This window comes from Pseudomonas sp. yb_2, from assembly GCF_043103905.1.
Taxonomy (GTDB): domain Bacteria; phylum Pseudomonadota; class Gammaproteobacteria; order Pseudomonadales; family Pseudomonadaceae; genus Aquipseudomonas; species Aquipseudomonas alloputida.
In genome coordinates this window covers 1-12,330 of sequence record NZ_JBICKH010000062.1, presented here as the reverse complement: position 1 = coordinate 12,330, position 12,330 = coordinate 1, and the positions used below count along the sequence as shown (strand labels likewise).

Genomic DNA, 12,330 nt, shown 5'->3' with positions numbered 1-12,330 from the left:
TCATTCCTGTTCATGACGGGCGAGGCGTTGGCCCAGCGCCAGGCGCAGGCGCGCGGGCAGCGCCCCGAGCAGGCGCAACACCAAGGTGAAAAGACCGGGGAAGTTGATTTCCAGGGGGCGGCCGGGCAGGCGCCTGGCGATATGCCGGGCGGCACGCTGCGCAGACCACAGCTGTGGCATGGGGAAATCGTTGCGACGGGTCAGGGGCGTGTCCACGAAGCCTGGGCTCACCAGGGTGACCGCGATGCCTTCGCGGGCTAGGTCGATTCGCTGTGACTCCACCAGATAGCGCACTGCGGCCTTGGACGCCCCATAGGCGCCAGCGCGGGGCAAGGCCAGCCAGGTTACCGAACTGCCCATCACCACCAGGTGGGGGCGTTTGCCTGCGCGAAGCAAGGGCAGTGCCGCCGCCAGGCAGTAGCTGACGCCCAGCAGGTTGGTGCGCATGACGCGCTCGACCAACGCCGGATCGAAATGCCCAGGCTCCAGGTATTCGCAGGTGCCGGCATTGAGAATGGCCATGTCCAGGCCTCCCCAGGCCTGCTCGATATGCGCAGCGATGCCGGCGACCTGCTCCGGGTTGTCAAGATCGCCAATGGCCAGCAATGCCTGCCCGGGAAACCGTTCTGCCAGCGGGGCAAGGCGGTCGGCGTTGCGCCCGCCCAAGGCGACCTGGTGGCCTTGCTCCAGGAGGACTTGCGCGAGCGCGGCACCGATACCACTGCTGGCGCCGGTCAGCCAACAGCGGCTCATGCCAGCCTGCCTTTGAGCCAGCGGATTGCTGTGCCCATGACGGGAAGGTGCTCATAAAGCAGGGCGCCGGCGTCGAAATAGTCCTGGTGAAAATGCACACGGTCGCGCCAATGCAGGCAGCTGCAGCCTTGCAGCGTGATCGGCTGGCCGCCGGCCAGGCGCGGGTGGCAAAACTGCAGTGTCCAACGCAGGTAGCCCTGCCCGGGCTTTACCTCGTCGGCGCTGGTGAAGGCGTAGCGGATATCGGTGGCGTTGGCGTACAACTGCTCGAAGTAGGCACGCAGGGCCTGCAGCCCCTGTATCTGGTGCAGGGGATCACGAAAGGTGACATCGTCGCTGTACAGTTTATCCAGCGTGTCGAGGCTAGCCCCATCAAGGCGGGCGAAGCGCTCGGCGAATTGTTGTAGGTACGCTGACATACTGGGCTCCAGGCAATCCTGTACAAAATTGAATTGTTGTACAGGTATAACTGAAGCCTAAGCCTTTATCTATACAAGTCAACGGTCTTGTATAGGTTTTTTGTCAGTGCTTGGCCTGGCCCTGCTGCCGGCGCAGTTCCGCCACTTCAGCCTCCAGCTCGCGAACCCTTTCCTCGGCGAATACTTGCGCTGTGACATCGCGCTGGATGCCGATGTAGTAGGTCAGCTGGTCCGCCTCGTTGTGCACCGGTGTGATGGACAACTCGTTCCAGAACAGGCTGCCGTCTTTGCGGTAGTTGCGCAGCACCTGGCAGCAGGGGCGGCCTTCGCGGATCGCCTCGCGGATAATTGCGATGCCCGGCTGGTCGTGATCCTCGCCCTGAAGAAAACGGCAGTCCTGATAGAGAATATCGTCGGCGCAGTAGCCGGTCAGGCGCTCGAAGGCCGGGTTGACGTAGATAAGGATGCTCTCATTGCCTTCCTGCTCGGCGACAACGATGCCATCGTTGGAATGTTCGACCATCAGTTGCAGGAGTTTTGCGTTGATCATGGGGCTCACCTACAGGCATTTCGTATGCGATGTGCGCCAAAGGCTTCCTTGCAGAAGCTTTTGGCGCCGTTTGTTGCATGATGAACCAAGGAGGCTCGCCGCAGAAGGTGCATCTGGGTTTAGAATGTATCACCCCTTGAATGACACCTCGTTATGACCGACGCCACCCCACCCGAATTGCTACCCATGCGCGATGTGGTCAGCCTGACCGGCATCAATCCGGTGACCTTGCGTGCCTGGGAGCGGCGTCATGGGTTGATTCGCCCGCAGCGCACCGAGGGCGGCCATCGCTTGTACACGGCTCAGGATGTGCAGCGCATACGTGACATCTTGCGCTGGACCGCCAACGGCCTGCCCATCAGCAAGGTTGGCGACAGGCTCGCCGGCCAGCCTGAGGCGCCTGTGCAGCAGCCCTCGGCCTTTGACGACTGGCGCGCCGCCGTTGCGCGCGCTTCCAGGGCATTCGATGCGCAGGCGCTGGAAGCGATCCATGGACAGCTGTTCACACTTTTGCCAAAGGCCACGGTGCTGCGGGACGTGCTGATGCCGGTTTGGCATGACCTGGCTTCAGGTACTGCGCCAGGCCAGCGTAGCCAATGGCTGTTTCTCGATACGTTCTTGCGCGCCCGGCTGCTGCTGCGCTTGCAGATGAACCAGGTCGATGCGCCGCGGGTGCTGCTGGCGGGTACCGAGGGTCAAGCCGAATGCCAGGTGTTGTGCGCCGGGCTGCTGTTGAGCAGCGAGCTACAACGCATCGACGTGCTCGGCTGCGGGCAGCCGCTGGAAGAGCTCCCGCTGCTGTGTGCAGCGGTGCAGCCTGCGGCACTGGTGATCGCGCTGCAGCCACCGGTGAGCCCTGCCTTGGCCAAGCGCCTGCGTTCGCTGCAGATGGAAATTGATTGTCCGCTGGCCTTGACGGGCGAGGGACTGGCCGGTGTGCAAGCGGTTTTGCACGGGCTGCCGGTATGCCTGCTGGACCAGCAGGGTGCTGACGTCGCGCGCGTGCTTGACGCCTTGCTCAGGGGGGCGCTGGACCTTTGAGCTTGGTTCTGCGCCGTGCTCAAAGTGGTTGGGTGCACAGCGGGTTGGTGATGGGGGCGCTGCTCGGCATGCGTTGGACCCATATCGGCCTCACCGTCTCCAATGTCCTGCTGGCGGTCTGTGGGCCGGTGATCATTGCGCGGCACCTGAGGCCTCATTGCTCACCCGGTGTTTTCAGGTTTGGACGGGGCCGCGTGCCACTGCTCCTTGGGCACCCATTTGGGCTGCTCGGGGTCGCCCAGGTAGTGAGGCGACATGATTTGCACCCCATACTCGTTGAACACGTCCTGGATATTGGCGTGCAACAGGCTCAGTAGTTGCGCGCGTGGCCTGGGCTCTGACGGGATGGCCTGGGCCACTAATCGGTACTCGGGGTAGAAGTCCGACAGCGCCGTCTGGAATACCTGGGGCGTGGGCGTTTGCAGCACGCCGTCGGTGCGCCGAGCCGCTTCCAGCAACATCGCCTCGACCTGACGCCACGGGGTGTCGTAGCCGATGGTCACCACGGTATCGACCACATAGCCTGGCCCTTGCACGATACGTGAGTAGTTCTTGGTCACCGAGCCGGTAATCATCGAGTTGGGGAGTGTCAGCATTTCGCCAAGCCCGGTGCGAATGGTCGTGGTGAACATGCCCACCTCGGTCACCGTGCCCTCGTAATCACCCACACGTACAAATTCACCGACGCGCAGCGTGCGTGTGTAGGTAAGGATCAATCCGGCTGCCCCTTGGCCGATGACACTGGTCGCCCCCAGTGAAATCATCAGACCGAGCAACACTGACAACCCCTTGAAGGCATCGGTACCCGAGCCGGGTAGATAGGGGTAGGCCATCACCAGGGCGAAGAGCCAGATCGCCAGCGACGTCAGGCGCATGGTTGGTTGCAAGGTTTCGGCGGTCAGCCATTTCAACGTGCCCGGGCGTGCCATGCGCCTTAGCACACGCTTGGAGAAGGCGCTGATGCCACGGGCGATGAAGAAGATCGACAGTGCAACGGCCAGGTCGGGCATGGCGCGCAAAATACCGCTGATCAGGTAGTTGAGCAGCGCCATCAGGTGGATATTGAGGCTTTCCCCCCAAGACCTTGTGTAGGGGAACTGAGACAGCACGAAGCCCAGCCACTGGTAGCAGAACAACAACACGACCAACCAGTACAGCAGCCAGAGTGAGCGGTCGATCAGGTAGTACAGGTTCTGCAGGTCGAACAGTTGCGTGTGGCCGACCTTGAGGCGCTCGGAGTGTTTGCCCATCAGTTTGGGCAGCAGCCCCAGGAGCTTGCGTCGACAGTAGCCTGCGGCCTTTACCAGCATGAAAAAGACCACGGTTGCCGCAGCGCTGTAGCCTATCGCGGTGAGCAAGAACCGCAGGCTACGCGCCTGACGGGTTTCCTCGACGACAAGGCGCAGGTTCTCGGCGGCCTGCTCGGCGGCTTCGCCTGTTGTAATGTTGTCGGCCGCAGCATCCAGTGGCGTCACGATGAATGCACGGCGCCCGCCCAGCAGCACCAGGTAGCTTCGCAGGATAGGGTCGACGCGAACCTCCAGGTCGTTCGTTTCCTGGAGCGTTTCCTCGATGACCTTTTTGGCGCGCTGGGCGCGCACCTTGGGTGTTTCGCCCAGCAGCGTCGCACGAAAGATCAGCACCGTGCGGTTGATGACGGTCAGCGGGGCGGGTTCGGCAATCACACCCTCTATCTCCGGCCCGGCCTGAGGGGTGTCTGCGTGGAGCAGGGGCGAGAACAGCAGGTGGATCAGTAGCATCAGCCAAGCAGCCCATCCCAACCTGCGCTTCATGCCCATTTAAGAGCCCCTGTGCCGACGAGTGGATTGCTACCAGCATAGTCGGCTTCAGCCAGCATTCAGTGGCTTAGTTCGCGGGCACGAGGATCACGAAATTCTTCTTCATGTCTTCCACTACGGTCCATTTGCCCTTGGCGCCCGGTTCGATAATGAACGTGTCGCCAGCGGCCAGTGTGACCGGGGCGCAACCCTCAAGCTCAATGACGCAGCACCCACTCAGGACATGGCAGAACTCCCAGACTTTGTAGTCAATGCGCCACGCCCCGGTGCTGGCTTCCCATTCTCCGGAAATGCGACCTTGCTGTTCATCGTGATAGTACTTGGACGTCAGCGTGTGAGGGGTGCCTTCCAATACTTCTTCAAAGAAGGGCAGGTCGCGCAGCGGTTGGATATCCAGTTCGCGGAACACGGTCAGTTTCTGGTTCATGGCTGTCTCTCGAGCACGTTGTGAGTAGGGCGATACATTAAATAGGCTTCACCGGTAACGCCCAGCATCGGGTGCGGAACGATCTGGCAGGTTTTAACAATTTGAAAACCATGACGTTCGTAGAAGCGGCGTGCACCGTGGTTTTCTGCGTAATCGATCAGGCACAGTCCATCGAGGCCTGCGTCGTCAGCGCGCTGCTGGGCGTGGCGAAGAAACTCGGCACCCAGCCCCTGGCTCCGCCAGGCCTCATCCAGTGCCAGGCTGGATATGTACAAGGTATCGGGTATTTCCATGTCGGAATAAGGCGCGAGGACGGGGTCGGTCTCGACTGGCCTGTCAGGCGTTGCGCGCAAGGCATAGCTATGCATCATGCCGATGACGCGCCCTTCGAAAGTGGCCATCAGGCAGTTCTTGTATGAAAAGTCGCCCTGTTCTCTGGCATAGCGAGACGCACCGACACTCAGCAAGGTTTCTCCAGGTGCGGCGAGCTTGCTCCATATGTAATCGGCCATGCCCTCCGATGTCAGTTGAAAGAAGCGCGCAATATCATGCGCGTCCGAGACTCGAGCGGGTCTGAAGTCGATAGGCATGCACAGTGCTCCCATGGTGCCGGGGTCAGTTTTCAAGGGTTACGCCTTTGGCTGGGGGCAGGGTAGACGGTTATAGCTGTTCCCATGATGCTCTGCGCGAACACCATCAGCATGGTGTGCGACACGGCCCTCATGGCCAAATGGCCCGACAATTTCAGGAGCAGGGACACTCCGCCGGCGCCACCTGCGCCGGGGTCATGCGCCAGGGCCCGAACGGTTGGCAAGCAGCTCGGCGACCAGGGCGCTGGTATCGACGATATCCAGTTGCTCCAGGCATCGCACAGGCAGGCGAAAGGGGGCGATGCTGTCGGCCACCAGTACCCGTTCGAACGCGCCGCTGTCGAACAGCTCGCCACCGGTGGTGAACAGGCCGTGGGTGGCCGCGGCCAGCATGCGGCTGGCTCCGGCCTGCCGGCAGGCCTGGGCAGCGCGTAGCAGCGTCTGCCCCGTGCTGATCAGGTCGTCGAATACGATGACGGTGCTGCCTGCCACGTTACCGACCAGGTGTTCGCCGCTCAGGCCTGCCTGCTGGCGGTGTTTCTCCATCATGGCCACCGAGACCGGTCGCGCCAGCAGGTGCGCCAGGGCCTGGCGAAACTGCTCGGCGCGTTTGACGCCACCGATATCCGGTGACACGACCGTGACCGCCTGCTCACCGAGTAGCGGGGCCAGGCGTTGGGCGAATAGCTGGGTGCATTGCAGGTTCCAGCTCGGGATTCGGTAGGCGTTGTCGAAGGCGCTGGGGTTGTGCACGTCCAGCGCCACAATGCGGTCCACGCCGCAGCTTTCCATCAGCCGAGCCACATGGCGGGTGATGATAGCGTCCTGAAACTCCACCTTGCGGTCCTTGCGACCATAACAGAGGTAAGGCGTGACTGCCGTCACCTGGCGGGCAGCAGCGTCCTTGAGCGCGCCACAGAAGAACAACAACCGGCATAGCTTGTCATGCGCGCTGTGGTGCGCGTCACCATACAGCGAGTGGAAGACGATGACCGATCGACCGTCCACCGATTCGCCAGGCCAGCACTTGTGCTCACCGTCCTCGTAGTCGCGCTCTTCATGTGCAGACAGTTTCCTGCCCAAGCGTTGCGCCACGGCATTCCCATAGTCCTGGCTGCCTTGCAAGGCGAACAGTAACGGCGGTGTGTCATTCATGCCCTGCGCTCCAAAGGTCGTTCACAGCAACATGAGCTGCATGGCACTGTGCGGTTTGATGAGTAACTAGTCGAGCATAGCCAGCGGGCGATCGTTCAACCGTGAATCGCCAGAATACTGGAGTGAATCTTGTACAGGGTTTGCTCGGTAGTACTGCCGACGACCTTGCTCACCCCCTCGTGGTAGAGCGTGCCCATCACCACCACATCGAAGCCTTGCTGGTTCGCGTACTCGCTGACCACGTTACGGGCAGCACCCCGCACCAGGTGCAGGTGATCTGGCTTGATGCCATAACGGCCGCCAAACGTCGCCATGCGCTCGCGCGCACGACCGGACATTTCCTCGGCCAGTTTGTCTGTCCAGGCCACGGGTGCGGCGGCATAGGCAACGAAGCTGGCGCTGGGTTCGTAGGCCTGCAGCAGATGCAGTTGCGCCTTGCAGCGTTGTGCCAGTTCCAGTGCCGATTGCAGGATGTGGTCGTTGAGCTTGTCGATCAGCGGGTCGTGCTCGACCAGGTCCACGGCGACCAGTATGCGCGCTGGCAGCGTCGTTTCAGCCTGGGCTACCAAGTGCAGCGGGATCGGGCAGCGGCGTAGCAATTGCCAGTCCAATGGCGTGAGCAGGGCACGGCTCAAGGCGGTTTCGTGCTGGATGTCCTTGATCACCATCCCGACCCGGTGCAGTTGGGCCAGCCGGATCAAGTCCTTGAGCGGGTCTTGATCGTCCAGCGTCTCGGCGTAGGCGGTAATGCCCAGCTCGCCCAGCGCCTTCACCTGCTCAGCGAGCCACGCCTTGCGATGCTCGGCGTCCTGCTTGCGGGCGTTTTTGCGTAGCACCTGGTCCAGGGTTGCCAGGCGCGAGGGCAATTGACTGAGCGCCACCAGGTGCAAGGTCGCACCTGTCGCACTGCTCAGCGCTTGAGCACGCGTCAGGGCAGGCGAAGGGTGCAGGTCTGGATGGCAGATCAGCAGCAGTCTTGAGTAAGTATTCATGATGGCCTCCACCGCGGTGGCAGCCTCGATGAAGGCCCACCGGTTCAGGCCAAGCGTGACGCAGTGGGGCTCGATGACCTTGATATTTATCAAGATTGGCTGAATGTCAGCTTCATAATGGTTGCGGTGCGGCGTTTATCGCCGCGTTCCGCGCAGGTGACAAATCAGGCGGACACCATCACCCTTGATTCTGAAATTCTAAAGGTGTGTTCACCGGTCGCTAACATCTATCTGCGCAAAAGCTTGATACTCAATGAGCCGCCGACCTTGCTGAATGGGAGATGCCTTTGATGGAGTTACGCCAGCTTCGTTACTTTCTGAGTGTGCTGGAGTGTGGCAGCCTCGGCAGAGCCGCGCTCGAAACGGGCGTTGGGGTATCTGCGTTGAGCCAGCAACTCACGAAGCTCGAAAGTGAGTTGAGTACCCGCCTGCTGACACGCTCTAGCGTTGGCGTCACGCCTACCGCGGCAGGTTTGGCATTCGAATACCATGCGCGCCTGACGCTGCGCCAGGCCGATTACGCCATGTTGGCTGCACGCAGTGGGCGTATGAGTGGGTACGCCAGCGTCGGTATGGCACCCACCACAGCTTCGGTGTTGGGGCTGGCGCTGATCGCCAGGATGCGCGAGCGCTACCCTGATATACGTCTTCATTTGGTGGAAATGCTGTCGGGCTACCTGGTGAACCAGCTCAATACTCGGCACCTGGACTTGGCGGTGTTGTTTCAGCTGGAGGCTGGCATGCGGCTGGATGCGCGGCCGCTGCTGGAGGAGCGGCTGTTCGCATTGGTTCCGGTAGCCTTGGTCAAGGCTGACTGGGGGACGTCGCTGACGTTGCAGCAGATCGCCTCGCTGCCCTTGGTCATGCCCAGTGCCCAGCATGGTCTTCGCGCCACGTTACGCGTCATCCTTGAGCGCGTCGGATTGGACGCGAATATCGTCATGGAGGTTGATGGCCTGTCGCTTCTCATGGATTGTGTCGGCGCAGGTCACGCCGCGACGATCCAACCCGGCGCCACTGTAGCGCGGGCCATGCAGGCAGGCTTGCGGGTGTTTTCGATCGACGATCCGCAAGCTCAGCGTCGTAACTTGGTGGTGAGCCTGGTCGATGATGAACTCTCGCCTGCTGCACTTGCCACGCGAATCGTGCTGCATGAAGTGTCCCGCGAATTGGTGCAGCAGGATCGCTGGCCAGGGGCGCGTTTGCTGTGAGCGCCTGCGAACGACCGCCCCTTTAGAAAAACTGAAGACCTCCCCCCTGCAATCGTGTTTCGCCCAAGGTACGCGACCCCCTAGAGTCCGGGGTCCGCGAGGAGCTGCCCAACCCTGGCTTCTCGCTCCCTGGAGGCGACATGATCGATGTACTTGTCATTGGCGGCGGCAATGCTGCCCTCTGCGCCGCGCTGATGGCGCGCGAGGCCGGCGCCAGCGTGATGCTGGTGGAAGCCGCGCCCCGCGCCTGGCGAGGCGGCAATTCCCAACACACCCGTAACCTTCGCTGCATGCACGATGCCCCGCAGGACGTGCTGGTGGAGGCTTACCCCGAAGAAGAGTTCTGGCAGGATCTGCTGAAGGTTACTGATGGGCAGACCAACGAGGCCCTGGCGCGTCTGGTGATTCGTGCCTCGTCCGACTGCCGCGGCTGGATGCGCCGCCACGGCGTGCACTTCCAGCCCTCGTTGTCGGGTGCGCTGCACACTGCGCGGACCAACGCGTTCTTCATGGGCGGGGGCAAAGCCCTGGTCAATGCTTATTACCGCAGCGCCGAGCGGCTGGGTGTGCAGGTGCGCTACGACAGCCCGGTGTGCGACCTGGAGGTGCGCGATGGACGCTTCATCGCTGCCCACCTGGCGGCACGCGACGTCGACGGGCGGCGCCTGCCCGCCGAGCGCATCGAGGCGCGCAGTTGCGTGCTGGCGGCCGGCGGCTTCGAGTCCAATCGCCAATGGCTGCGCGAGGCCTGGGGGCAGAATGATCGCGGCGAGTGGCCGGCGGACAACTTCCTGGTGCGGGGCACGCGCTTCAACGACGGCGCGCTGCTGCGGCGCATGATCGACCTGGGTGCCGACACCATTGGCGACCCGACCCAGGCCCACATGGTCGCCATCGATGCCCGCGCACCGCTGTACGACGGCGGTATCTGCACGCGCATCGACTGCGTGTCGCTTGGCGTGGTGGTGAACCGCGACGGCCAGCGATTCTACGACGAAGGCGAGGATTTCTGGCCCAAGCGCTATGCCATCTGGGGGCGCCTGGTGGCCCAGCAGCCTGGCCAGGTGGGGTTCTCGATCATCGACCAGAAGGCCCTGGGCCGCTTTATGCCACCGGTCTTCCCTGGCACCCGCGCCGACAGCCTCGAGGCCTTGGCTGTAGCCCTCGGACTGCCGGTGCCTGCGTTTCTCGAGACCCTGCGCGCCTACAACCAGGCATGCCGCCCCGGCACGTTCGACCACACCCGACTGGACGATTGCCGCACCGACGGCGTGCAACCGGTCAAGAGCCATTGGGCCTTGCCGATCGATAAGCCGCCGTTCTTCGGTTACCCGCTACGCCCGGGGGTGACGTTCACCTACCTCGGCCTGCGCACCGATGCCACGGCCGCCGTGCATTTCGCTGGACGGCCCAGTCCCAACCTGTTCGTCGCCGGCGAGATGATGGCCGGCAACGTGCTGGGCAAGGGCTACACCGCCGGTGTCGGCATGTCCATCGGTACCGCGTTCGGCCGCATCGCCGGCACTCAGGCGGCGGCTGCCGCCGGCCATTGTATTTCCCCCCTGGAGGCCCAGCATGACTGTGCAAATGCCTGATCCCCACGTGTTCGAACCCGCCCCGCCACAGGCCGAGCTGATCCCGCTGCTGAACCTGGACGAGCAGGAGGTGGACCGGCAGATGCGCATCTGCAACGCCTGCCGTTATTGCGAGGGGTTCTGTGCCGTGTTCCCGGCGATGACCCGTCGACTCGACTTCGGCAAGGCCGACATCCACTACCTGGCCAACCTCTGCCACAACTGTGGCGCCTGCTTGCACGCTTGTCAGTACGCCGCACCGCATGCGTTCGCGGTGAACGTGCCGCAGGCCATGGCCAAGGTGCGCGGGCAGACCTACGCTGAGTACGCCTGGCCGGCCCGTTTCGGGCAGCTCTACCGGCGCAATGGCACCTTCGTCGCCGTGGCGTTGGCACTGGCGCTGTCGCTGTTCTTGCTGCTGGCCTTGCAGGTCAACGGCACTTTGCTGCCTGGGCGGCTGGCCGGAGACTTCTACGCTGTGTTCCCGCACAACACCTTGGCGCTCTTGTTCGGTGGCGTGTTCAGCGCTGCCGGGGTGGCGCTGGGCGTGGCGTTGAGGCGCTTCTGGCGCACGGTGTCGCCCACCCAAGCGCGCCAACCGGCCAACGGTGCGCTGCCGGAGGCGGCGAGCGCAGTGCTGACGCTCAAGTATCTGGATGGCGGCCATGGCCAAGGCTGCAACAACGCCGACGATCGCTACACGCTGTGGCGTCGACGCTACCATCACTTGACCTTCTACGGCTTCATGCTGTGCTTTGCCGCCACCGTGGTCGCCACCGGATATCACTACCTGCTGGGCCTGCATGCGCCATATCCGCTGCTGAGCCTGCCGGTAGTCCTCGGCACCCTCGGCGGTATCGGCCTGATCGTCGGGCCAGCGGGCCTGCTGGCGTTGAACCTGCGCCGCGCGCCCGAGCATGGCGACGCCGCGCAGCGCCCCATGGACCGAGCGTTCATCCTGCTTCTGCTGTTGGTCAGCACGACCGGTATGGCGTTGCTGGCGCTGCGTGACACCGGGGTGATGGCGATCCTGCTGGCCGTGCACCTGGGCACCGTCATGGCACTGTTCGTGACCTTGCCCTATGGCAAGTTCGCCCATGGCCTGTTCCGCAGTGCCGCGCTGCTGAAGTTTGCGATCGAAAAGCGCCGGCCCGACCCTCACAGCTTGGGCGGGGACTGAACCATGCACGGGATGCGATGCGACACCGTGTGTTCAGCCTGGCGAGCAACGCAGTGGCCACCGTGCTGATCTCGCTGTCCGAGGGTGCCTGAGAACGCGGAGCCCTGCTGCGCCGCCTGAAGGGTCCGCCTAACCTCATCGCCACGGCCGACCGAACCGTACACCCCGCATTGACACAAACGCCTACCTGGCATCAAGCGATGCCGGGTGGGGAAGGGGGCCGTCTACCCGTCGGGCGGCCACATAGACAATAAGAACAAGAGAACAAACCATGCTCGCACTTCTGGGCCTGATCATGGTGGTGACCTTCACCTACCTGATCATGAGTAAACGCCTGTCACCGATCGTCGCGCTGACCATCGTGCCGATTGTTTTCGCCCTTGTTGGCGGTTTCGCGCCAGACCTGGGCAAGATGATGCTCGATGGGCTGAAAATGGTCGCACCGTCTGCCGCGCTGCTGCTGTTCGCCATCCTGTTCTTCGGCCTGATGATCGACGCCGGCCTGTTCGACCCGCTGATCCGCAAGATTCTCAAGCGGGTGAATGGCGACCCGATCAAGATCGCCATCGGCACGGCCTTGCTGTCGCTGCTGGTGGCGCTGGACGGTGACGGCACCACGACCTACATGATTACCTGCGC

The 12,330-nt window shown here is 62.8% G+C and carries 13 protein-coding genes; 5 read left to right on the top strand and 8 right to left on the bottom strand.

Annotated elements, in window-relative coordinates:
• The 3 genes from ACF8FB_RS14915 to ACF8FB_RS14905 all read right to left on the bottom strand — a co-directional run bounded on the left by ACF8FB_RS14915 (position 1) and on the right by ACF8FB_RS14905 (position 1,722).
• Positions 1 to 753: an SDR family oxidoreductase gene (locus ACF8FB_RS14915; RefSeq protein ID WP_010953651.1), complete on the bottom strand. Its 753-nt coding sequence runs from the start codon at positions 751 to 753 to the stop codon at positions 1 to 3.
• Complete coding sequence (locus ACF8FB_RS14910; protein ID WP_003254001.1) at positions 750 to 1,172, bottom strand: nuclear transport factor 2 family protein; 423 nt, start codon at positions 1,170 to 1,172, stop codon at positions 750 to 752. Before ACF8FB_RS14910 ends, ACF8FB_RS14915 begins: the two co-directional genes overlap by 4 nt.
• Before the next feature lie 103 nt (positions 1,173 to 1,275).
• Positions 1,276 to 1,722 carry a PAS domain S-box protein gene (locus ACF8FB_RS14905; protein ID WP_029615462.1) on the bottom strand — a complete coding sequence of 149 codons (447 nt, stop codon included), beginning with the start codon at positions 1,720 to 1,722 and terminating at the stop codon, positions 1,276 to 1,278.
• Positions 1,723 to 1,875: 153 nt separating this feature from the next.
• On the opposite strand from ACF8FB_RS14905, the gene ACF8FB_RS14900 reads away from it, so the two are divergent.
• The gene (locus ACF8FB_RS14900) at positions 1,876 to 2,763 is read left to right on the top strand and encodes a MerR family transcriptional regulator (protein WP_392511513.1); all 888 of its coding nucleotides are present in this window, start codon (positions 1,876 to 1,878) and stop codon (positions 2,761 to 2,763) included.
• 161 nt (positions 2,764 to 2,924) lie between these two features.
• On the opposite strand, the gene ACF8FB_RS14895 is transcribed toward ACF8FB_RS14900, so the two are convergent.
• From ACF8FB_RS14895 to ACF8FB_RS14875, 5 genes are all read right to left on the bottom strand, one after another.
• Complete coding sequence (locus ACF8FB_RS14895) at positions 2,925 to 4,562, bottom strand: mechanosensitive ion channel family protein (protein WP_392511512.1); 1,638 nt, start codon at positions 4,560 to 4,562, stop codon at positions 2,925 to 2,927.
• Positions 4,563 to 4,629: 67 nt separating this feature from the next.
• Entirely contained in the window at positions 4,630 to 4,989 is a 360-nt protein-coding gene (locus tag ACF8FB_RS14890; protein WP_003253997.1) for a cupin domain-containing protein, read from the bottom strand.
• Positions 4,986 to 5,579 (bottom strand): GNAT family N-acetyltransferase, encoded by a 594-nt coding sequence (locus ACF8FB_RS14885; RefSeq protein WP_010953655.1) that lies wholly within the window; start codon positions 5,577 to 5,579, stop codon positions 4,986 to 4,988. The genes ACF8FB_RS14890 and ACF8FB_RS14885 overlap by 4 nt, the downstream gene beginning before the upstream one ends.
• A gap of 195 nt (positions 5,580 to 5,774) precedes the next feature.
• A complete protein-coding gene (locus ACF8FB_RS14880; RefSeq protein WP_010953656.1) occupies positions 5,775 to 6,734 on the bottom strand; it encodes a ribose-phosphate pyrophosphokinase in 960 nt (319 codons plus the stop codon).
• 95 nt (positions 6,735 to 6,829) lie between these two features.
• Positions 6,830 to 7,819, bottom strand: a complete 990-nt coding sequence (locus tag ACF8FB_RS14875; RefSeq protein WP_350297724.1) for a universal stress protein — start codon at positions 7,817 to 7,819, stop codon at positions 6,830 to 6,832.
• 197 nt (positions 7,820 to 8,016) lie between these two features.
• Between ACF8FB_RS14875 and ACF8FB_RS14870 the strand changes: the two genes are divergently transcribed.
• The 4 genes from ACF8FB_RS14870 to ACF8FB_RS14855 form a co-directional block, all read left to right on the top strand.
• Positions 8,017 to 8,937: a LysR substrate-binding domain-containing protein gene (locus tag ACF8FB_RS14870; RefSeq protein WP_392509687.1), complete on the top strand. Its 921-nt coding sequence runs from the start codon at positions 8,017 to 8,019 to the stop codon at positions 8,935 to 8,937.
• Positions 8,938 to 9,077: 140 nt separating this feature from the next.
• Positions 9,078 to 10,532, top strand: coding sequence for an FAD-dependent tricarballylate dehydrogenase TcuA (tcuA, locus tag ACF8FB_RS14865; RefSeq protein ID WP_392509688.1), 1,455 nt, complete (start codon positions 9,078 to 9,080; stop codon positions 10,530 to 10,532).
• A complete protein-coding gene (gene tcuB, locus ACF8FB_RS14860; RefSeq protein WP_392511511.1) occupies positions 10,513 to 11,691 on the top strand; it encodes a tricarballylate utilization 4Fe-4S protein TcuB in 1,179 nt (392 codons plus the stop codon). The genes tcuA and tcuB overlap by 20 nt, the downstream gene beginning before the upstream one ends.
• 271 nt (positions 11,692 to 11,962) lie before the next feature.
• A partial coding sequence (locus ACF8FB_RS14855; RefSeq protein ID WP_392510988.1) for an SLC13 family permease occupies positions 11,963 to 12,330 on the top strand: 368 nt, incomplete at its 3' end.

Coding starts and splice junctions, on each gene's coding strand:
- ACF8FB_RS14915 (WP_010953651.1), bottom strand. CDS start 753: ATGAGCCGCTGTTGGCTGACCGGCGCCAGCAGTGGTATCGGTGCCGCG.
- ACF8FB_RS14910 (WP_003254001.1), bottom strand. CDS start 1,172: ATGTCAGCGTACCTACAACAATTCGCCGAGCGCTTCGCCCGCCTTGAT.
- ACF8FB_RS14905 (WP_029615462.1), bottom strand. CDS start 1,722: ATGATCAACGCAAAACTCCTGCAACTGATGGTCGAACATTCCAACGAT.
- ACF8FB_RS14900 (WP_392511513.1), top strand. CDS start 1,876: ATGACCGACGCCACCCCACCCGAATTGCTACCCATGCGCGATGTGGTC.
- ACF8FB_RS14895 (WP_392511512.1), bottom strand. CDS start 4,562: ATGGGCATGAAGCGCAGGTTGGGATGGGCTGCTTGGCTGATGCTACTG.
- ACF8FB_RS14890 (WP_003253997.1), bottom strand. CDS start 4,989: ATGAACCAGAAACTGACCGTGTTCCGCGAACTGGATATCCAACCGCTG.
- ACF8FB_RS14885 (WP_010953655.1), bottom strand. CDS start 5,579: ATGCCTATCGACTTCAGACCCGCTCGAGTCTCGGACGCGCATGATATT.
- ACF8FB_RS14880 (WP_010953656.1), bottom strand. CDS start 6,734: ATGAATGACACACCGCCGTTACTGTTCGCCTTGCAAGGCAGCCAGGAC.
- ACF8FB_RS14870 (WP_392509687.1), top strand. CDS start 8,017: ATGGAGTTACGCCAGCTTCGTTACTTTCTGAGTGTGCTGGAGTGTGGC.
- tcuA (WP_392509688.1), top strand. CDS start 9,078: ATGATCGATGTACTTGTCATTGGCGGCGGCAATGCTGCCCTCTGCGCC.
- tcuB (WP_392511511.1), top strand. CDS start 10,513: ATGACTGTGCAAATGCCTGATCCCCACGTGTTCGAACCCGCCCCGCCA.